Raw genomic sequence first — 20264 nt, 5'->3', positions numbered from 1 at the left:
CGCCGCGATCTGGCACAACAACGAAACCGGCGCACCCGTCACCCGGTCACTGATCGCCTACGACCACTGACCGGAATTCGGAACAACTCGTCTAGCGTGTCCCCGACGCGCCAGCCGCCGGCCCCGACGGGCATCGGGGCCGCCGGGCCCGGCGGCGGCGCGCAGCCGACGTGCCGGCACGCACGCTGGCTGGCTGGCTGGCTGGGGGTGATCGCCGCGCTCCGACGGCTGGTTGCGGTCCAGCAGTCGATGCGGCACCGGCCGGCGATTGCCGGACCGGCCGACGATCGCGGGCATGTGGACGATCGCGGACCGGCGGGCGATCGCGGACCGGCGGCCTTCGCGGGGCCCGGACGACTGCGGGCCGGGGGCGCCGGCGGGACCGGCGGACGGTTGCGGGCCGGGGCGCTAGCTGGGTTGCGGGAGCGGCGTGTCGGCGGCCTCTCGCGGGCGCGGCACGGGTGGCGTGCCGAGCCGCCCGGCCAGCAGCTCGGCCGACTTCTCGGCCGGCAGCGCCGCCGCCGACAGCCAGTCGATGAGCCGCTCGTACCGGGCGATGTCGATCTCGTCGACCAGGCGCAGGTCGGCGGTGAGCGTCTCCACCAGGACGGTGCGGGGATCGGCCGGATCCGGATGCGCGAAGTAGGAGAAGGCGGCCAGCGGGTGCACCCCGCCGTGCGGGGCGGCGTCGCGGGGCAGGAGCCGGATCTCGACGTTCGGCAGCTCGGCGGCGGCCAACAGGTGACTCAGCTGCTCCCGCCAGACCTCGTCGGGCAGACCGCCGGGATCGCAGACCCGCTCGTCGAGCAGGGCCGTGTAGTGCGCCGCGTCCGGCCGGCGCAGCACCTTCTGGCGCACCGCCCGGGCCCGGACGTCGGCCTCCACGTCCACCCCGTCGGCGAGCAGCGACCCGGCGGTGACCCGCAACCGGGCGTACCCGGGCGCCTGGAGCAGGCCGGGCACGACCGCCGGCTGGTACTCGACGATCCGGGCCGCGCTCGCCTCCAGCTCCGCGTACGCCCGCTGCCGCTCCCCCATCTCGCCGAGCGCCTTGGACCAGCCGCGCCCGGTGGCGGCGTCGCGGGCGATGACGATGAGCGCGTCCCGCCGGTCGGGGGGCACCGCGTAGACGTCGAGCAGGTCGAGCACGTCGGCCAGGTCGGGCCGGCTCTGCCCCAGCTCGATGCGGGACAGCTTGGACGTGGACGCCCAACCGAGCCGGCCACAGACCTGCTCCAGGGTGAGCGACTCCCGGTGCCGCAGCCGGCGCAGCTCCACGCCGAGCCGCACCCGCCGCACCACAGGACTTGCTGACGATGGCATGCGCGCCTCCCCACCGAGGGAGCGTACGCAGTACCGTCACACAGGGCAATACCTTGCTCGCTCAGTGCTATCACGGTGCGCTCCCCTGCCGCCGGTGGCCCGGCAACGCACGGGTCAGCTCACCGGGCGCGCCTGGTCCGGCTCAGGGGCGGTACGTGCCGAAGGACCAGATCAGCCCCGCCGGATCCCGGGCCACGTAGTCCCGGGAGCCGTAGTCGGTGTCGAACGGCGGCCGGACGATCTCCGCGCCCGCCGACCGGGCCCGCTCGTGGTGGCCGTCGACGTCGTCCACGGCCACGTAGACGCGATAGTCGTCGTCTGCGGGCCGGGTGGCCGGGGCGGGCCCGGTGCCGAGCATGACGAGGTCGTCGCCGTACCCGAGCTGGGCGTGCCGCACCTCGCCGTCCGGACCCGCGTGCACCTCGTGCACGGTGAAGCCGAACGCGGAGCGGAGGAACTCGATGGCGGCGGAGGCGTCGGGGTACCGGAGAACCGGGTAGATGCTTCGCATGCCGCCAGTCTGCCGCCGCGGCGGTCAGCCGGGATTGGACGAATGTGACCTCGGGCGGACCAGTGCCGTCGGGGTCCGCCCGGCGAACTGCCGGAAGTCACGGATCAGGTGCGACTGGTCGTAGTAGCCGCAGCGGGCGGCCAGCTCCGCCCACCCGGGCCCGGCACCGGCGACGGTCACGCCGGCCGCCCCGCCGTCGTCGAGCGGGGCGGTGACCAGCTCCCGGCCGAGCGTCGCGTACGCCCGCTGGAAGCGGACCAGCCGGGCGACGGTCTTCGGCGGCTGACCGAACTCCCGCCGGAACGCCGCGGCCAGGTGCCGCCGGCTCCAGCCCAGCTCGTCGGCGACCGCTCCCACGCCGACCCCGCCCGCCGCCAGCGACCGCCAGGCGCCCAGCAGCCGCGGGTCGACCGGCCCGCTACCGGCCAGCCGGGTCGTCAGCGCCGCGTCGAGCCGGGCGAACCGGCCCGGCCAGTCGGGCGCCTCGGCCAGCTCGTCGCGGAGCCGGACCAGCCAGCCCCCGATCCGGTCCACCGGCAGCACCCGGTTGGCCAGCTCGCCGAGCGGCAGCCCGAGCAGCCGCCGGGCGGCGGGCGGTGTCAGCAGCACCTGCACCCCGACGCCCTCCCCCTCGGTACGGGTCGTGCAGCAGCCGTCGAACGGACCGGCCACGAAGGCGTTCACGCCGGACGCGCCCCGCCCGGCCGCCCGCGGATCGGTGACGTCCAGCGCGGCGCCCCAGCCGAGGATCAGCACCACGAAGGCACCGGCCACCTCCTGGCGTACCAGGGGTGCGGGGGTGTGCTCCCGGTAGCCGAGGTAACGGTCCACGTACGGGCGCAGCCGGGGATCCGGCCGGCCGACGACCGCCTCGGTCAGCACGCCAGCCTCCGCCGGCATCACTTCACCCCGGCGGCGTCCATTCCGCGCAGCTCCTTCTTGAGGTCGACGACCTCGTCGCGGATCCGGGCGGCCAACTCGAACTGCAGCTCCCGCGCGGCGGCGAGCATCTGGTCGTTGAGCTCCTGGATGAGGTTGGCCAGGTCGGCCCGGGCCATCCCCTCCCGGGACGGGGTGGCCGCGCCGCCCCGCCCACCGCGGCTGCGGGTCTCCTTGACCGGCGCCTTGCCCCGGGACAGCTGCCGGACGGCCCCGCCGACCCGGTTGGCCTCGGTGTCCTCCGCCTCGCGGTAGATGTCGTCGAGGATGTCGTGGATCTTCTTGCGCAGCGGCTCGGGACTGATCCCGTTGGCCTCGTTGTGCGCGATCTGCTTGGCCCGCCGGCGGTTGGTCTCGTCGATCGCGCCGGCCATCGACGGGGTGATCTTGTCGGCGTACATGTGGACCTGGCCGGAGACGTTACGGGCGGCCCGGCCGATGGTCTGGATCAGCGACCGGCCGCTGCGCAGGAAGCCCTCCTTGTCGGCGTCGAGGATCGCCACCAGGGACACCTCGGGCAGGTCGAGACCCTCGCGGAGCAGGTTGATGCCGACCAGCACGTCGTAGTCGCCCTTGCGCAACTCGCGCAGCAGCTCCACCCGGCGCAGCGTGTCGACCTCGGAGTGCAGGTAGCGCACCCGGATGCCGTTCTCCAGCAGGTAGTCCGACAGGTCCTCGGCCATCTTCTTGGTCAGCGTGGTGACCAGGACCCGCTCGTCGCGCTCGGTGCGCAGCTTGATCTCGTGCATCAGGTCGTCGATCTGGCCCTTGGTGGGCTTGACCACCACCTCCGGGTCGATCAGGCCGGTCGGGCGGATCACCTGCTCGACGAACTCGCCCTGGGCCTGCTCCAGCTCCCACGGGCCGGGGGTGGCGGAGAGGAAGACCATCTGGCCGACCCGCTCCAGGAACTCGTCGAAGCGCAGCGGCCGGTTGTCCGCCGCGCTGGGCAGCCGGAACCCGTGGTCGATCAGCATCCGCTTGCGGGACGCGTCGCCCTCGTACATGCCGCCGATCTGCGGGATCGTCACGTGCGACTCGTCGACGACGGTGAGGAAGTCGTCGGGGAAGTAGTCGAGCAGGCAGTGCGGCGGGCTGCCGGGCAGCCGGCCGTCGATGTGCATGGAGTAGTTCTCGATGCCGGAGCAGAAGCCGACCTGGCGCATCATCTCGATGTCGTAGGTGGTGCGCATCCGCAGCCGCTGCGCCTCCAGCAGCTTGCCCTGCCGCTCCAGCTCGGCCAGGCGCTCGCCCAGCTCGGCCTCGATGTCGCGGACCGCCCGCTCCATCCGCTCCGGGCCGGCGGCGTAGTGCGTGGCCGGGAAGATCATCAGCTGGTCGACCTCGCGGACCACGTCACCGGTCAGCGGGTTGAGGTAGTAGAGCTTCTCGATCTCGTCACCGAAGAGCTCGATCCGGACGGCCAGCTCCTCGTACGCCGGGATGATCTCCAGCGTGTCGCCCCGGACCCGGAAGGTGCCGCGCTGGAACGCCATGTCGTTGCGGGTGTACTGGATGTCGACCAGGCGACGCAGCAGCTGGTCGCGGTCGAGCTCCTGGCCGACGGCGACCCGGACCGCGCGGTCGAGGTATTCCTCCGGGGTGCCCAGGCCGTAGATCGCCGAGACGGTCGCCACCACGATCACGTCGCGGCGGGTGAGCAGCGACATGGTCGCCGAGTGCCGCAGCCGCTCGACCTCCTCGTTGACCGACGAGTCCTTCTCGATGTAGGTGTCGGTCTGCGGGATGTACGCCTCGGGCTGGTAGTAGTCGTAGTAGGAGACGAAGTATTCCACCGCGTTGTGCGGCAGCAGCTCGCCGAACTCCTTGGCGAGCTGGGCGGCGAGGGTCTTGTTGGGCGCGAGCACCAGGGTGGGCCGTTGCAGCCGCTCGACCAGCCACGCCGTGGTGGCGCTCTTGCCGGTGCCGGTCGCGCCGAGCAGCACCGTGTTGCGGTCGCCGCGCCGCACCCGACGCTCAAGATCGTCGATGGCTGCCGGCTGGTCGCCGGCCGGCTGGAACTCGCTGACCACCTGGAAGCGGCCGTCGAGCCGGGGAATGTCGAGCGCCATACCCACAAAGGTACGCCGAAGGTCCGACAGTTCCGGGCCAGCACGGAGGGTCCGTGATCGGCTTCGATATTCCCATTGTGTGCCCCATCTCACGCCGCTACGCTCGTACCGTAGGCCGCTCGCGGCGGCCGACCGGGCCGGGTGGCCGCCCTCCGGGGCCAGGCCGCCCCCGGCACCGACGGTCGCAGCACCCGGGACGACCGGCGTGCGCACCCTCGGTGGTCGCGCCGACGGCGCAGACCGGCCGCCGCGAGCGCCCCTGCCCATCCGGCGCATCCCGAGGACCTCCGTTCCCACCGCGCCGCACCGCCGTTTCCGGCACCTCACCCCCGCCGCACCGCCTTCCCGGCACACCACCCCGGCCGCCGCCATCCCGGCACACCACCCCCGCCGCGCCGCCGTCCCGGCACGCACCCCGGCCGCGCCTCCTTCCCGGCACGTCACCCCAGCCGCGTCGGGGCGTTCTCCACTCGTGGAGACCTCCCCCGGACCCCGCCCCACCCCGCCGCCCGATCCCGCTCCGCACGCCGCCGTCGACGCCCCCACGGACCCGCTGTTCCCCGCCACCACCGGGCACCGCTCCCCCGCCCCGGCCGGCCCCCCGGACCGGCCGCCGGCCGCCGGTCGCGGCCGGCGACGGGCCCGGCCCGAGACCGATCCGGCCAGCCGGCGGCGGACCGGTCCGGCACCGGCCGGACGGGCCGATCCGGCGGGTTCCGCCGCCACCACACCGGCGCCACCCGCCTCGGACGGCGCCGCCGACCCGGTCGAGCGGTCCAACCGGCGCCGAGCGCTCCTGATCGCCCTCGGGATCACCGCGGCCGGTTCGGCGGCCGCCCTGGTCGCCGGACTGCTGAGCTGGTCGCCCCGACCGGCCGACCCGGCCCGCCCGCTCGGCCCCGCCGAGGCCGACCGGCTCGCCGCGATGCGGGTCACCAACCAGCGCGACGTCCGGGCCGGGGTCCGGGTCACGATCGGTACCGGCCCGGACCGCACCGAACTGGTCGGCTGGGTGGACTGGGCCCGGCCACTGGTCTACCTGGACGTGAGCGGCCCGGGCGCGGGTGCCGAGCGGGGCCTGGTCCAGGCCACCTCGACGGTGGTGGTGCAGCGCCCGCAGCCGGCCGCCGGGCCCGTCCCGACGGCGCCGCCGCTGGTGCCGCCGGCCGACGGCTGGCGGCTGCGCGAGCCGCCGGCGCGGGGTGGCATCGCGGCCGTACGGGACCTGCTGCTCGGCCTCGGCGCGGCACAGCCCGACCCGGTCCCCGCCGAGGCACGCTGGCTGACCCGGGAGACCAGGGACGGCACACCGATGGACGTCCTCCGCGCGCCCCTGCCGGCCGACCCGGACCCGGCCCGGCAGCCACGCCTGTGGCTCGACCGGGACGCCCGGCTGCACCGGCTCGACGGGCGGCTGCCGGACGGCCGGCCGGTCACCGTCGAGCTGGCCCGCACCGACCGGCCCACCCTGCGCCCGGTGGACGCGCTGGGCGGATGGCCCGGCCTGCCCCGGGCGCTCACCGACGAGGAGATGGACCGGCTGGCCCGGCTGCCCGGCCGGCTGCGCGCCAGCGGCGGGGCGGCGCTGACCCTCGGCGCCCCGCTCGGCCCGGCCGCCAACCTGACCGGCGCGGGCTGGTTGAGCTGGACCGGCGCCGGCGCGTACCTGGCGACCGGCGAGGCCGACAACCCCGCACGCCGCACCCTCCGGCGGACGCTGGACGGGCGGGTGGCCCGTGCGGAGTTGCCCGCCGCCGACCCGGCCGACGCGCCGCCACCCCTGCCGCCGCCGGCCGGGATCCGCTGGTCGGCCCCCGGGCCGCCCGGCGACGAGGTGGACCGGCTGCTGGCCGCCGCGCTGCGGGCCGGCGCCGGGCCCGTGCCGGCCGGCGCGGCTGTCCGGATCCGCGACGACCGGCTGGCCGACCGCCCGGTGGACGTGATCGAGGTACCGGCCGGACGGACGACGCTGCGCTACTGGATCGACCGTGGCGGCCTGCTGCGCCGGCTGGAGCTGCGCACCGGGCGGGGTGTCTGGTCCCGGCTGGACCTCCGCCCCGGGCCGGTGCCGCGACTGCCCGCACCGGAGCGCCGCTAGTCACCGCCCGACGGCGAGCGGGCGCCGGCACCGGTTCGTGCCGGGGTGGGGCAGGGCCGGGGTCAGGGCCGCCAGCCGGTCCGCGCGGCCCACTCCTCGGCGCGCAGGTGCTCCTCGTCGAACCACGGGTCCTTCAACGTCCCGTACGTGGCGCTGTCCGGCGCGGCGGCCGCCAGCTCCCGCTTCACCTGCAGGTACGCGGCCCGCTGCGCCGGGTCGGCCCGCAGGTGGTCGCGCATGAGCAGCGCGTACCGCCAGCCGGGCGAGCCGTCCACCCGCAGGTGCAGGTGGACCGGGCGGCCGGGGTCGGCGCTGCCGTGCAGCCGCTTCGCCCAGCGGGCGCTACCGGCCGGGCGCGGGTTGTCCCACCAGTCGCCGGGCAGGCGGGGGAAGCCGGCGTCGGCGAGCCGGTCGGCGAGCGCCCCGTCCGCCTCGGCCAGCGAGGAGACGGTCAGCTGGATGTCGATGACGTCCTTGGCGGCCAGCCCCGGCACGGCGGTCGAGCCGATGTGGTCCACTCGCAGGTCCGCGCCCGCGGCGTGCCGGATCCGGGCGGCCAGCCGCGCGTACTGCTGGGGCCAGGTCGGGTCCGGCTCGGTGAGCACCAGCTCCGCCCGGCGCACCGCGCGCCGCTCGCGGACGTTGCGCTCGTAGGGCAGCAGGCGGTCGTGCCAGAGCGCGTCCACCGCCGCGGACAGGTCGTCGAGGGTGCCGTCGTTGTCGAGCAGCACGTCGGCCGCCGCCTCCCGGCGGGCGTCGTCGGCCTGCGCGGCGATCCGCCGCTCGGCCTCCGCGCGCTCCATGCCCCGGTGCCGCGCGAGCCGCTCCAGCCGGGTCGCCACCGCCGCCCGCACCACGACCACCAGGTGGTACGTCGGGGCGAGCCCCACCTCGACCAGCAGCGGCACGTCGTTCACCACCACGGCGTCCGGCGGCGCCGCGGCGATCAGCTCGGCGCTGCGCGCCCGGACCCGGGGATGGGTGATCGCCTCCAGCCTGCGGCGGGCGGCCTCGTCGCCGAAGACCAGCGCGCCCAGCGCCGCCCGGTCCAGGGCACCCCGCTCGTCCAGGACCCGCGCGGAGAAGGTCGCGACGATCTCGGCCAGCCCTTCGGAGCCCGGGGCGACCACCTCGCGGGCGATCCGGTCGGAGTCGACGATCACCGCGCCCAGCGCGGCCAACCGGTCCGCCACGGCGCTCTTGCCCGACCCGATCCCGCCGGTCAACCCCACGATCAGCACCCGACCAGTCAACCCGATCAGCGCACCGCCCGCCAAACCGGTCGCCCGGGCCCGGCACCAGCCGCACCACCCGTCCCGCGACGCTGTCGCCTGGTGTTGATCAACACAAGTTGCGGCAAACTGGCCCCTCCCCCAACCCGGACACCACGACATGCCGCAACCGGAGTCGATCAACGGGCGGCGGGACGTGACAGCCCTCCCCGACCACCCTGATCAACTCGCGCTACGGCGGCCCTTCTCCCAGTCGGGACAGCGCGACATGCCGCCGGAGTCGATCAACGGGCGGCGAGAGGTGAGAGCCCTACCCGGCCACCCTGATCAACACAAGCTGCGGCAAACCGGCCCATCCCTCAGCCCGGACACCACGACATGCCGCAACCGGAGTCGATCACGGGACGGGACATGGCAATGGCCGTCCGCCGACAGCCGGGAACGGTCCCGCCGGGCCGCCGGGCCGCCGGGCCGCCGGGCCACAGGGCCGCCGGGCCACAGGGCCGCCGGGCCACAGGGCCACAGGGCCGGCAGCACGGCTCGGGCGGGGCGGGGCGGGGCGGTGAGGGGCGGCGGGCTCGGGTGGGCGGAGACAGGCGTGGGCCCCGCCTCCGGCGACCCGGTGGAACGGATCGGCGGGGACGGGGCCCACGGTGGTCGACGACGGCCCCGCGCGGCGTCAGGGACGCCGGGCGGAGGTCGTCACGGGATCACTTGCCGCCGGCGAGCTTCTCCCGCAGGGCGGCGAGCGCCTCGTCGGTGGCCAGGGTGCCGGCCGGCTCCTCGGCCTGCCGGCTCGGGGCCGAGGTCGAGGTGGTGGTGCTGGACGGGGCCGGAGCCGGGTTGGCAGCGGCCTCGGCGTCGGCGGCCCGGGAGGACTGCACCTGCTTGGTGTGCGCCTCCCAACGCTGACGGGCCTCGGCGTACTGGTTCTCCCAGGTCTCGCGCTGCTTGTCGTAGCCCTCGAGCCACTCGCCCGTCTCCGGGTCGAAGCCCTCCGGGTAGATGTAGTTGCCCTGCTCGTCGTAGGTCGCGGCCATGCCGTAGAGGGTCGGGTCGAAGTGCTCCTCGCCCTCGACGAAGCCCTCGTTGGCCTGCTTGAGCGACAGCGAGATCCGCCGACGCTCGAGGTCGATGTCGATGACCTTGACCATGACCTCGGAGCCGACCTGGACGACCTGCTCCGGGATCTCCACGTGGCGCTCGGCCAGCTCGGAGATGTGGACCAGGCCCTCGATGCCGTCGTCCACCCGGACGAAGGCGCCGAACGGCACGAGCTTGGTGACCTTACCCGGCACGATCTGCTGGATCGCGTGGGTGCGGGCGAACTGCCGCCACGGGTCCTCCTGGGTCGCCTTCAGCGACAGCGAGACCCGCTCGCGGTCCAGGTCGACGTCCAGGACCTCGACCTCGACCTCCTGGCCGACCTCGACGACCTCGGACGGGTGGTCGATGTGCTTCCAGGAGAGCTCGGAGACGTGCACCAGGCCGTCCACGCCGCCCAGGTCGACGAACGCGCCGAAGTTGACGATCGAGGAGACGACGCCCTTGCGGACCTGCCCCTTCTGCAGCTTGTTGAGGAACTCGGTACGCACCTCGGACTGCGTCTGCTCCAGCCAGGCCCGGCGGGACAGGACCACGTTGTTGCGGTTCTTGTCCAGCTCAATGATCTTGGCCTCGAGCTCACGCCCGACGTACGGCTGCAGGTCACGCACGCGCCGCATCTCGACCAGGGATGCGGGCAGGAAGCCGCGCAGCCCGATGTCGAGGATGAGACCACCCTTGACAACCTCGATGACCGAGCCGCGGACGACGCCGTCCTCGTCCTTGATCTTCTCGATCGTGCCCCAGGCCCGCTCGTACTGCGCCCGCTTCTTGGAGAGGATCAGACGACCCTCCTTGTCCTCCTTCTGGAGGACCAGGGCCTCGATGTGGTCGCCAACCGTGACAACTTCGGCGGGGTCCACGTCGTGCTTGATCGACAACTCACGAGAGGGGATGACACCCTCGGTCTTGTAGCCGATGTCGAGCAGGACCTCGTCCCGATCGACCTTGACGACGGTGCCTTCGACAATGTCGCCGTCGTTGAAGTACTTGATGGTCTCGTCGATCGCGGCGAGGAAAGCTTCCTCAGAGCCGAGGTCGTCGTGGGTGACCTTGTTGGCGCTCGAGGTGGCCTCGATGCTGCTCGTCATGTGGGCGGTTGCTCCGGTCGGATGGGTTGTCACAGGACGCATGGGTGTCGCGGTGACTCAGTCCGCGCCAGCGGATCCGTCACCGGGCACACCGAACGATCGCCATCAGAAGATCATTAGTGGCTCCGGTGACCGCGCACCTGCTCCCTGCCGAGGCACACGATCCGCGAGCGCATCCTCTAGCCTACCCGCTGCATTACCACAGCGTGCAAGCCCTCCCGGGTCCTCGTGACCGCGTAACTTGCGAAAGCGGAGATTTCGCGCGGTAAGGTGCCACAGCTGTCTCGTCCGTCACATCCGTCACGCCCGCCCCACGGCGGTCCCACGGCCGGCCGGTGGCCGCCGGCGGGTCGCGGGCGGCGGGGGCCTAGCGTGAGCGGGTGGACGACGACAGGGTGATCCGGCGCCGGGCGGGCGCGGCCGAGATCCGCCGGGCCAATCGCGGCTGGTGGGACGCCGACGCCGACGGCTACCAGGCCGAACACGGCGCGTTCCTCGGCGACGTGGACTTCGTCTGGTGCCCCGAAGGGCTGCGCGAGGCCGACGTCCGCCTGCTCGGCGACGTCACCGGCCGCCGGATCCTCGAACTCGGCGGCGGCGCCGCCGCCGCGGCCCGCTGGCTGGCCACCCAGGGCGCCCGGCCGGTCGCGCTGGATCTCTCCGCGGGCATGCTGCGGCACGCCGCGCAGGCGGCCGAGCGCACCGGTGTACGGGTGCCGCTGGTGCAGGCCGACGCGCTCGCCCTGCCCTTCGGCGACGCGACGTTCGACACCGTCTGCACCGCGTTCGGGGCGATCCCGTTCGTGGACGACTCGGCGGCGGTGATGCGCGAGGTGGCCCGGGTGCTGCGCGCCGGCGGCCGGTGGGTCTTCTCGGTCACCCACCCGATGCGCTGGATCTTCCTGGACGACCCCGGCGAGGGCGGGCTGACCGCTGTGCACTCGTACTTCGACCGCTCCCCCTACGTCGAGCAGGACGAGCACGGGACGGCGACCTACGTCGAACAGCACCGCACCCTCGGCGACCGGGTCCGCGAACTGGTCGGCGCCGGGTTCCGGCTGCTGGACCTGGTGGAGCCGGAGTGGCCGGCGGGGCACGAGGGGATCTGGGGGCAGTGGAGCCCGCTGCGCGGCCGGCTCTTCCCCGGCACCGCGATCTTCGTGACCGAGAAGCCGGCGGGCTGAGCGCCCGGCGCGCCGGGTGGCGGGCGTCGTTTCCGCCGCCCGACCCCGGGTAACCGGACGCCATGGCCGAGAAGGAGTTCCGCACCGGCGACCACGTCTCCTGGGCCAGCCACAGCGGCCGGGCGTACGGGGTCGTCAAGGAGAAGCTCGTCGACCGCACCCACGTACGCGGGCACACGGTGAACGCCTCGCCGGAGCAGCCGCAGTACCGGATCCGCAACGACGACTCGGGCCGGGACGTCGCCCACCGCCCGGAGGTGCTGCGCCATGAGCCCCACTGACGATCCACAGCAGACCTACCGCGAGTTCACCGAGGCGGTGAACATGAAGCCGGGTGAGCTGCGCAGCTGGCTGGAGACCGACGAGTCCAAGCACGTCGGCTGGCGGAAGAAGGGCACCAAGGGCGGCGAGTCGGTCGGCCACGAGTCCGGGCGCAAGATCATCGAGTTGTTACGGCGCAAGCGCGACCAGCTCTCCGAGGCCGACTACAAGCACATGCGCAAGGTCGTCGGGTACGTCCGGCGGCACATGGCCCAGCGGCCCAGCGGCGACGTCAGCCGGACCCGGTGGCGGTACTCCCTGATGAACTGGGGCCACGACCCGGTCAAGGGCCCGCTGCCGCCGCCGGGCGGCCCGTCCCGCAAGGCCCTGCGACGGCACGGCGCCCCGCCGAAGGAACGCCGAGGGCCGGGCCGCTGACCCGCCCCGCTTGACCCTGCCACTGACGGCAGGGTCGGACGATCGGCGGCATGAACGACGCACAGCAGCGGGTCGTGGTGGTCACCGGCGCGGGAACCGGCATCGGCCGGGCCACCGCCCGCGCCTTCGGGGCCGCCGGAGCCCAGGTCCTCGCGGTCGGCCGGCGCGCCGCGCCGCTTGCCGCGACCGCCGCGAACCACCCTCTGATCACCCCGCTCACCGCCGACGTGACCGAGGCCGACGCGCCCGCCCGGGTGGTCGGCGCCGCCCTCGACCGGTACGGCCGGCTCGACGTGCTGGTCAACAACGCCGGGATCGCCGGCGGCGGTGGCCTCGCCCACCTGGACGAGGCGGCGGCCCGGCGCCAGTTGGAGACGAACCTGATGGCGCCGATCCGGCTGGCACACGCCGCGCTCGATCCGCTGGCCGCGACCGGCGGTGTGATCGTCAACGTGACCACCGCGGTGGGCCAACGGGCCTGGCCGGGCAGCGCGGTGTACGCGGCCGGCAAGGCCGCCCTCGACTCGCTGACCCGCAGCTGGGCGGTGGAGCTGGCGCCACGCGGCGTCCGGGTGGTGGCGGTCGCTCCCGGAGCCATCGACACGCCCATCGGCGAACATCAGGGACTCTCTCCCGAGCAGCGCGCCGCGGTACGCCGCTGGCAGCTCGACCACACGCCCCTGGGGCGGATCGGCCGGCCCGAGGACGTAGCCTGGGCGATCCTGCGGCTCTGCGACCCGGCGGCGGCCTTCGTCACCGGCGTGGTGCTGCCGGTGGACGGCGGCGCACTGGTCGCCTGACCGGCCGGGTGCCGCCGGACCGGCGACGTCGGCCACAGCTCGAGCCACGGTCGCGGCTCAGGCTACGGCCGCGGCTCAGGCTGCGGCTACGGCGCGGCGCGGCTGCGGCTACGGCGCGGCTGCGGCTACGGCGCGGCTGCGGCTGCGGCTACGGCTGCGGCTGCGGCTGCGGCTGCGAACGGAGGATGGTCGGATGCGGATCGGCGAGTTGGCGAGGATGACCGGCTGCACGCCGCGTGCCCTCCGGCACTACGAGGAGCAGGGTCTGATCACCGCGGCGCGGGCGGCGAACGGCTACCGCGAGTACGACGACGCCGCCGTCACCCGGGTCCGCAACATCCGCCACCTGCTCGACGCCGGGCTGACCCTGGAGGACGTCCAGGTCTTCCTGCCCTGCCTGGACGGGGACGTGGCCGCCGCGCCGCCGTCCCCGGCCGGCCTCCGGGTGGGGCTCGAGCGGCTGGCCGTGCTGGACGCCCGGATCGCCGCCCAGGTGGCGGTCCGGGACCGCCTCGCCGCCGCCCTCCACGGCGCCCGGACCGAGGCCGACCCGTAGGGCTGGTGGCCGGACTCAGTGGTCGGCGCTGTTCCAGTCCCGCCCTTCGCCCACCGAGACCTCGAGCGGCACCGACAGCGGGTACGCGTCTCCCATCTGCTGACGGACCAGGGTCTCCAGGGCTTCCCGCTCCCCGGCGGCGACCTCGAAGACCAGTTCGTCGTGCACCTGCAGCAGCATCCGGGAGCGCAGCCCACCCTCGCGCAGCGCCGTGTCGACGTGCAGCATGGCGACCTTGATGATGTCGGCCGCCGAGCCCTGGATCGGGGCGTTGAGGGCCATCCGCTCGGCGATCTCCCGCCGCTGCCGGTTGTCGCTGACCAGGTCGGGCAGGTAGCGGCGGCGGCCCAGGATGGTGGAGGTGTAGCCGTCCTGGCGGGCCCGGGCGACCACCTCGTGCAGGTAGTCGCGCACCCCGCCGAAGCCGGCGAAGTAGTTCTCCATCAGCCCGCGCGCCTCCTCGGTGCTGATCCCGAGCTGCTGGGACAGGCCGAACGCGCTCAACCCGTACGCCAGGCCGTAGTTCATCGCCTTGATCTTGCGACGCTGGTCGGCGGTGACCTGGTCGACCGGGACGCCGAAGACCGACGAGGCGGTGGCGGCGTGGAAGTCGTGCCCGGAGTTGAACGCCTCGATCAGCGCGTCGTCCGAGGACAGGTGCGCCATGATCCGCATCTCGATCTGGCTGTAGTCGGCGGTGAGCAGGCAGTCGTAGCCCTCGCCGACGATGAAGGCGCGCCGGATCCGCCGGCCCTCCTCGGTGCGGATCGGGATGTTCTGCAGGTTGGGCTCGGTCGAGGAGAGCCGGCCGGTGGCCGCGACCGTCTGGTTGAACGTGGTGTGGATCCGGCCGTCGTCGGAGACCGACTTGAGCAGCCCGTCGACGGTCGACTTGAGCTTGGCCACGTCCCGGTGGCGCAGCAGGTGGGCCAGCACCGGGTGCGGCTGCTGGGCGTAGAGCCACTGCAGGGCGTCCGCGTCGGTGGTGTAACCGGTCTTGATCTTCTTGGTCTTGGGCAGGCCCAGCTCGCCGAAGAGGATCTCCTGGAGCTGCTTGGGCGAGCCGAGGTTGAACTCCCGCCCGATCTCCGCGTACGCGCCCTGGGCGGCGGCCTTCACCTCGGCGGCGAAGTGCGCCTCCAGCTCGGAGAGGTATTCGGTGTCGGCGGCGATGCCGGTGCGCTCCATGGCGGCGAGCACCCGCATCAGCGGCAGCTCCACGCCGGCCATCAGCCGGGCGGACTGCTCGCCGTCGCGGGACAGCTCGGCGTCGATCGCGTCGGCCAGGTCGAGGGTGGCCCGGGCCTGGAGCATCAGGTTCTGCTCGGCCTCGCCCTCGTCGCCGAGGCCGTCCAGGGTGAGCTGGCCGGTCTCCGGCGCGTCGACCCGCAGCTCCCGGTGCAGGTAGCGCAGCGCCAGGTCGGTCAGGTCGTAGGAGCGCTGGTCGGGGCGGGCCAGGTAGGCGGCGATCTGGGTGTCGCGGGTGATGCCCTGCAGGTCCCAGCCGTGCGCGGCGAAGGCCAGCACGGCCGGCTTGCTGTCGTGCAGCACCTTGGGCCGCGTGTCGTCGGCCAGCCAGCCGGCCAGCGCCGACTCGTCGGCCGGGTCGAGGGTGGCCGGATCGAACCAGGCCGCCGCGCCGCCCGCCGTGGCCAGCGCCATCCCGGTCACCGAGGCGGTGTGCCGGCGGTTCGGGCCGGTGTCGAGCTTGGCGGCCAGCCCGACCGGGGTGCCGGCCGGGGCATGCGTGCCCAGCCAGCCGGCGAGCGCGCCCGGCTCGGTCAGCTGCTGGCCGGCCAGGTCGAAGCCGGCCTCGGCCTCCGGCTCGACCGCCTCGAGGTACTGGTAGAGCCGGTCGCGCAGGATCCGGAACTGGAGGGTGTCGAAGACCTGGTGCACGGCCTCCCGGTCCCAGCCCTGCCAGCGGGCGTCCTCGGGACGCAGCGGCAACTCCAGGTCGGTGACCAGGCAGTTGATCTCGTAGTTGCGGATCACCCGGGACATCTGGGCGCGCAGGTTGTCGCCGGCCTTGCCCTTGATCTCGTCGGCGTGGGCGACCACGCCCTCGGCCCCGCCGTACAGGTTGATCCACTTGGCCGCGGTCTTCGGGCCGACGTTGTCGACACCGGAGAGGTTGTCGCTGGTCTCGCCGACCAGGGCGGCCAGATCCCGGTAGCGCTCGGGACCGACGCCGTACTTCGCCTCGACCGCGGCCGGATCCATCCGGGCCAGGTCGGAGACGCCCTTGCGCGGGTAGAGCACGGTCACCCGGTCGCCGATCAGCTGGAACGCGTCCCGGTCGCCGCTGGTGATCAGCACGTCCATGCCCTGGTCGCGGGCCTGGCAGGCGAGGGTGGCGATGACGTCGTCGGCCTCGTAGCCCTCCTTCTCCACCACCGGTACGCGCAGCGCGGCCAGAACCTCCTTGACCAGGCTGACCTGGCCCTTGAAGTCGGTCGGCGTCTCGCTGCGGCCGGCCTTGTACTCCGCGTAGCGGTCGGTGCGGAAGGAGCGCCGGGAGACGTCGAAGGCCACCACGATGTGGGTGGGCTGCTCGTCGCGGAGCACGTTGATCAGCATCGAGGTGAAGCCGTAGACGGCGTTGGTCGGCTGCCCCGTGGTGGTGGAGAAGTTCTCCACCGGCAGGGCGAAGAATGCCCGGTATGCCAGGGAGTGTCCGTCGACGAGGAGCAGGCGCGGCGTCGTAGCTGTCACGGCAGCGACTCTAGCCCGTACGCCCGACATCCCGGCGGACGGCGGCGCGCGGAACGGCGGCGGCCGGCCGCCCCGCGAAGGGACGGCCGGCCGCCGCCGGTACGACCTCAGGCCACGCCGAGGTACGCCTCCTTGACCGCCGGGTCGTGCAGCAGGTCCCGGCCGGTGCCCTCCTTGACGATCCGGCCGGTCTCCAGCACGTAGCCCCGGTGAGCGCGGGAGAGCGCCTGCTGGGCGTTCTGCTCCACCAGCAGGATCGTGGTGCCCTGCTCGTTGATCCGGGTGATGATCTCGAAGATCTGCTGGATCAGCATCGGCGCGAGCCCCATCGAGGGCTCGTCGAGCAGCAGCAGCCGCGGGCGGGCCATCAGCGCCCGGCCCACCGCCAGCATCTGCTGCTCACCGCCGGAGAGCGTGCCGCCGGGCTGCTTGCGCCGCTCGGCCAGCCGGGGGAAGAGGTCCATGACCATCTTCATGTCCTCGGCGATACCCGAGCGGTCCCGCCGGGTGTACGCCCCCATCTCGAGGTTCTCCAGCACGCTCATGCCGGGGAAGACGCCCCGGCCCTCGGGCGCCTGCCCGATGCCCCGGACCACCCGCAGGTCGGCCCGCATCCGGGTGACGTCGGTGCCGTCGAAGACGATCGAGCCGGACGCCACCGGGCGCAGCCCGGAGATGGCCCGCATGGTGGTGGTCTTGCCGGCGCCGTTCGCGCCGATCAGGGCCACCACCTCGCCCTCGTTGACCGTCAGGCTGATCCCGTGCAGGGCCTGGATCCGCCCGTACAGCAGGGTCACGTCCTTGATCTCAAGCAGCATCGGTCGGCACCCCCAGGTACGCGGCGATCACCTTCGGGTCGTCCCGGACCTCGGCCGGCAGGCCCTCGGCGATCTTCTTGCCGAACTCCAGCACCACGATCCGGTCGGTGACACCCATGACCAGTCGCATGTCGTGCTCGATGAGCAGCACGGTCGTGCCGTTGTCCCGAATCTTACGGATCAGCCCGAGCAGTTCCTCCTTCTCCGCCGGGGTGAAGCCGGCAGCCGGCTCGTCCAGGCAGAGCAGGGTGGGGTCGGTGGCCAGGGCCCGGGCGATCTCCAGCCGGCGCTGCTCGCCGTACGAGAGGTTGCGGGCCAGGTCCCCGGCGCGGCGCTCGATGCCGACGAAGCGCAGCAGCTCGTACGCCTTGTCGCGGCCCTGCCGCTCCTCCCGCCAGTGCCGCGGCAGCCGCAGCATCGCGGAGATCACGCTGGTCTTGTGGTGGGCGTCCGCGCCCACCATCACGTTCTCCAGCGCGGTCATCTCCGGGAAGAGCCGGATGTTCTGGAACGTCCGGGCGATGCCCGCCTTGGTGATCCAGGACCGGCGCTTGCCGTTCGTCCGCTGCCCCTTGAACCGGATCTCGCCCTCGGTGGGCCGGTAGACCCCCGTCATCGCGTTGAAGCAGGTGGTCTTGCCGGCGCCGTTCGGGCCGATCAGGCCGAGGATCTCCCCCTGGTAGAGGGTGAACGCGACGTCGTTCAGGGCGACCACGCCGCCGAAGCGGAGGGTGACGTGGTCGACCTCCAGCAGCGGCTCCCGCCCGGCCGGCGCGGTCGCGCCGGGGGTGGGCTCCACCGGCGTGTCCGCGCCGGACTCCGGCGGGGTGCCGACGGTGCTGCGACCGTCGTCGGCGATGTCCCGCTCGCTGGTCTCGTCCCGCTCGCTGTGCATCTGCGGCTCACTCATTGGGCACCGTCTCCTGGGGAACCACTTCCTTGCGCCGGTCGGCGAACTCCGCCGCGCGGCGCCGGTTGGGCACCAGACCCTGCGGCCGGAAGATCATCATCACGATGACCACCAGGCCGAAGACCAGGATCCGGTATTCCGCCGCGTCGAACTCGACACCGATCAGGTCGCCCACGCCACGCAGCCACTCCGGCAGGTACCAGGTGATCGCGCCACCGGCGATCGCGCCCTTGATGTTGCCCGCGCCGCCGAGGATGACCGCGGCGAGCACCAGGATCGAGTTCTCCAGCAGGAAGCTGTCCGAGTTGATGAACGTCTGCTTGCCGGCGAAGATCGCGCCGGTCAGACCGCCGACCGCCGCGCCGATGGCGAACGCCCACAGCTTGTACTTGAACGTCGGCACGCCCATGATCTCGGCGGCGTCCTCGTCCTCGCGGATCGCCACCCAGGCCCGGCCGACCCGGCTGTTGACCAGGTTCCGCATCGCGAAGATGATCACGATGATCACGGTGAGGATCAGCCAGTAGTAGGGCTTCGAGCTCTCCACGCCGAACAGCGGGTGACCGTCCGAGCCGGTGCCCGGCGGGTGCGGGATCTGCGGGATGCCCCGCTGACCCTGCGCGATGCCCTCGTTGCGGGCCGCGTAGAGGCGGATCATCTCGGCGAAGCCGAGGGTCACGATGGCCAGGTAGTCACCGCGCAGCCGCAGCGTCGGGCCACCGAGGATCACCCCGGAGACCATGGCCACCAGGATCGCCACCGGCACCGCCGCCAGCCACGGCCAGTTGGTGCCGAACCGGCTCTCCGGCGAGGTCAGCAGCGCCACCGTGTACGCGCCGACCGCGTAGAAGCCGAAGTAGCCCAGGTCGAGCAGGCCGGCGAAGCCGACCACGACGTTCAGGCCCACCGCCAGCAGCACGAAGACCGAGGTGTCGAAGAGCACCGTCGCGAAGTCGGAGCGGGTGGTGTAGAAGGCGAAGTAGTCGCTGCCGATCGGGAAGCCGAGGTACTCGTAGAACCACCGGTTGGGCAGGACGTAGAGGAAGACCACCAGGGCGGCCAGGCCGACCCAGCGGACCTGCTTCGGCATCGCGTCCCAGCGGGTACGGAACGCCGCCAGACGCCCCTTCTTGTCCGAGGTGGCGGTCATGCGCGCGCCCTCCCGAGAGATTCGCCGAGCAGGCCGGTCGGCCGGAACATCAGCAGCACGATCAACAGCACGAAACCGGTGAAGTCCTTCCAGTCTCCACCGAACAGCCCGGCGGCGTAGTTCTCCACCACGCCGAGCAGCAGGCCGCCGAGCAGCGCGCCGCGCAGGTTGCCGATGCCGCCGAGCACCGCGGCCGAGAAGGCCTTGAGCCCGATCAGGAAGCCGACGTTGAACTTGGTGAAGCCGAACCGGATGTCCCACAGCAGCGCGGCCACGCCGGCCATCAGGCCGCCGAGGATGAACACCAGCAGGATGACCCGGTTCTTGTTGACGCCCATCAGCGCGGCGGTGTCCGCGTCCTGGGCCACGGCGCGGATGCCCCGGCCGAGCCGGCTGCGGTTCACGAACTGGTCCAGGCTGACCATCATGACCAACGTGACGCCGAGGATCAGCAGCTGGAGGTTGGTCACCTCGGCCCCGAAGAGGGTGAAGACCGTCTTCTGCGGGATCAGGTCCGGCATGCCGAACGGCGCCCGCTCGGTGCCGATGCCGAAGGACTCGGAGAGCACGAACGAGGCGCCGATCGCCGTGATGAGGAAGGCCAGCGGCGGGGCGTTGCGGCGCCGCAGTGGCCGGTAGGCGACCAGCTCCACCACCACGGCGGTGGACGCCGAGGCGACCATCGCGACGGCGAGGCCGGCGAGGACCGCCAGGATCAGCGGGCCGAACGCGGGGGCAGGGCTGTTCTGGTTGTGACCCAGCGCCTCCCAGGTCCACAGGGCGGTGAAGGTACCGACCATGAAGACCTCGGAGTGGGCAAAGTTGATCAGACGCAGGACGCCGTACACCAGGGTGTAGCCGAGCGCGACGAGCGCGTAGATCGCGCCCTGTTCCAGCCCGGTGATGGTCAGCGCCGGGAAGTTCCCGAAGAGCTCATCGAAGTTCAAGTGGGGGCTCCAACTGTGCGGCCAAGCGGTGGGGGCGGGGGGGGAAACCCCGCCGCCCCCCCCGCGGCCCCCGAGGGAGAGCACACCGCTGAAAAACCCACACCACACCAGTGAT

17 protein-coding genes are annotated in these 20264 nt (G+C 73.1%); 6 read left to right on the top strand and 11 right to left on the bottom strand.

Annotated elements, in window-relative coordinates; all coding sequences use genetic code 11:
• Positions 1-408 precede the first annotated feature (408 nt).
• The 4 genes from AB0I11_RS31990 to uvrB form a co-directional block, all read right to left on the bottom strand.
• Positions 409-1323 (bottom strand): helix-turn-helix transcriptional regulator, encoded by a 915-nt coding sequence (locus AB0I11_RS31990; RefSeq protein ID WP_357329231.1) that lies wholly within the window; start codon positions 1321-1323, stop codon positions 409-411.
• Between the two features lie 142 nt (positions 1324-1465).
• The gene (locus AB0I11_RS31985) at positions 1466-1834 is read right to left on the bottom strand and encodes a VOC family protein (protein WP_357329229.1); all 369 of its coding nucleotides are present in this window, start codon (positions 1832-1834) and stop codon (positions 1466-1468) included.
• A gap of 24 nt (positions 1835-1858) precedes the next feature.
• On the bottom strand, positions 1859-2734 hold the full coding sequence (locus AB0I11_RS31980) for a helix-turn-helix domain-containing protein (RefSeq protein ID WP_357329227.1): 876 nt from the start codon (positions 2732-2734) through the stop codon (positions 1859-1861).
• The gene (gene uvrB / locus AB0I11_RS31975; RefSeq protein ID WP_357329225.1) at positions 2734-4845 is read right to left on the bottom strand and encodes an excinuclease ABC subunit UvrB; all 2112 of its coding nucleotides are present in this window, start codon (positions 4843-4845) and stop codon (positions 2734-2736) included. The genes AB0I11_RS31980 and uvrB overlap by 1 nt, the downstream gene beginning before the upstream one ends.
• A gap of 472 nt (positions 4846-5317) precedes the next feature.
• Here uvrB and AB0I11_RS31970 point away from each other — a divergent pair, with 472 nt between their 5' ends.
• Positions 5318-6943: a hypothetical protein gene (locus AB0I11_RS31970; RefSeq protein ID WP_357329223.1), complete on the top strand. Its 1626-nt coding sequence runs from the start codon at positions 5318-5320 to the stop codon at positions 6941-6943.
• A 62-nt stretch (positions 6944-7005) separates the two neighbouring features.
• Here the strand turns inward: AB0I11_RS31970 and coaE are convergent, their stop codons facing one another.
• The gene (gene coaE, locus AB0I11_RS31965) at positions 7006-8184 is read right to left on the bottom strand and encodes a dephospho-CoA kinase (protein ID WP_357329221.1); all 1179 of its coding nucleotides are present in this window, start codon (positions 8182-8184) and stop codon (positions 7006-7008) included.
• 701 nt (positions 8185-8885) lie between these two features.
• Positions 8886-10370 carry a 30S ribosomal protein S1 gene (rpsA, locus tag AB0I11_RS31960; RefSeq protein ID WP_357329219.1) on the bottom strand — a complete coding sequence of 495 codons (1485 nt, stop codon included), beginning with the start codon at positions 10368-10370 and terminating at the stop codon, positions 8886-8888.
• A gap of 380 nt (positions 10371-10750) precedes the next feature.
• On the opposite strand from rpsA, the gene AB0I11_RS31955 reads away from it, so the two are divergent.
• The 5 genes from AB0I11_RS31955 to AB0I11_RS31935 all read left to right on the top strand — a co-directional run bounded on the left by AB0I11_RS31955 (position 10751) and on the right by AB0I11_RS31935 (position 13609).
• A complete protein-coding gene (locus AB0I11_RS31955) occupies positions 10751-11554 on the top strand; it encodes a class I SAM-dependent methyltransferase (RefSeq protein WP_357329217.1) in 804 nt (267 codons plus the stop codon).
• 62 nt (positions 11555-11616) lie between these two features.
• A complete protein-coding gene (locus AB0I11_RS31950) occupies positions 11617-11835 on the top strand; it encodes a DUF2945 domain-containing protein (protein WP_357329215.1) in 219 nt (72 codons plus the stop codon).
• Positions 11822-12253 carry a DUF3140 domain-containing protein gene (locus tag AB0I11_RS31945; protein WP_357329212.1) on the top strand — a complete coding sequence of 144 codons (432 nt, stop codon included), beginning with the start codon at positions 11822-11824 and terminating at the stop codon, positions 12251-12253. Before AB0I11_RS31950 ends, AB0I11_RS31945 begins: the two co-directional genes overlap by 14 nt.
• A gap of 50 nt (positions 12254-12303) precedes the next feature.
• The gene (locus tag AB0I11_RS31940; RefSeq protein WP_357329210.1) at positions 12304-13053 is read left to right on the top strand and encodes an SDR family oxidoreductase; all 750 of its coding nucleotides are present in this window, start codon (positions 12304-12306) and stop codon (positions 13051-13053) included.
• A 193-nt stretch (positions 13054-13246) separates the two neighbouring features.
• Positions 13247-13609, top strand: a complete 363-nt coding sequence (locus AB0I11_RS31935; RefSeq protein WP_357329208.1) for a MerR family transcriptional regulator — start codon at positions 13247-13249, stop codon at positions 13607-13609.
• A gap of 15 nt (positions 13610-13624) precedes the next feature.
• Here the strand turns inward: AB0I11_RS31935 and polA are convergent, their stop codons facing one another.
• The 5 genes from polA to AB0I11_RS31910 all read right to left on the bottom strand — a co-directional run bounded on the left by polA (position 13625) and on the right by AB0I11_RS31910 (position 20149).
• Positions 13625-16324, bottom strand: coding sequence for a DNA polymerase I (polA, locus tag AB0I11_RS31930; RefSeq protein WP_357329206.1), 2700 nt, complete (start codon positions 16322-16324; stop codon positions 13625-13627).
• A gap of 107 nt (positions 16325-16431) precedes the next feature.
• Positions 16432-17142 (bottom strand): ABC transporter ATP-binding protein, encoded by a 711-nt coding sequence (locus AB0I11_RS31925; RefSeq protein WP_357329203.1) that lies wholly within the window; start codon positions 17140-17142, stop codon positions 16432-16434.
• Positions 17132-18052 (bottom strand): ABC transporter ATP-binding protein, encoded by a 921-nt coding sequence (locus tag AB0I11_RS31920; RefSeq protein ID WP_357329201.1) that lies wholly within the window; start codon positions 18050-18052, stop codon positions 17132-17134. The genes AB0I11_RS31925 and AB0I11_RS31920 overlap by 11 nt, the downstream gene beginning before the upstream one ends.
• Positions 18045-19142: a branched-chain amino acid ABC transporter permease gene (locus tag AB0I11_RS31915; protein WP_357329233.1), complete on the bottom strand. Its 1098-nt coding sequence runs from the start codon at positions 19140-19142 to the stop codon at positions 18045-18047. Before AB0I11_RS31915 ends, AB0I11_RS31920 begins: the two co-directional genes overlap by 8 nt.
• A gap of 56 nt (positions 19143-19198) precedes the next feature.
• The gene (locus AB0I11_RS31910; protein ID WP_357329199.1) at positions 19199-20149 is read right to left on the bottom strand and encodes a branched-chain amino acid ABC transporter permease; all 951 of its coding nucleotides are present in this window, start codon (positions 20147-20149) and stop codon (positions 19199-19201) included.
• Positions 20150-20264: the final 115 nt, after the last annotated feature.

Source organism: Micromonospora sp. NPDC050495, assembly GCF_040655175.1.
In the GTDB taxonomy this organism is placed as follows: Bacteria; Actinomycetota; Actinomycetes; order Mycobacteriales; family Micromonosporaceae; genus Micromonospora.
This window is presented reverse-complemented; position numbering and strand designations above follow the sequence as displayed.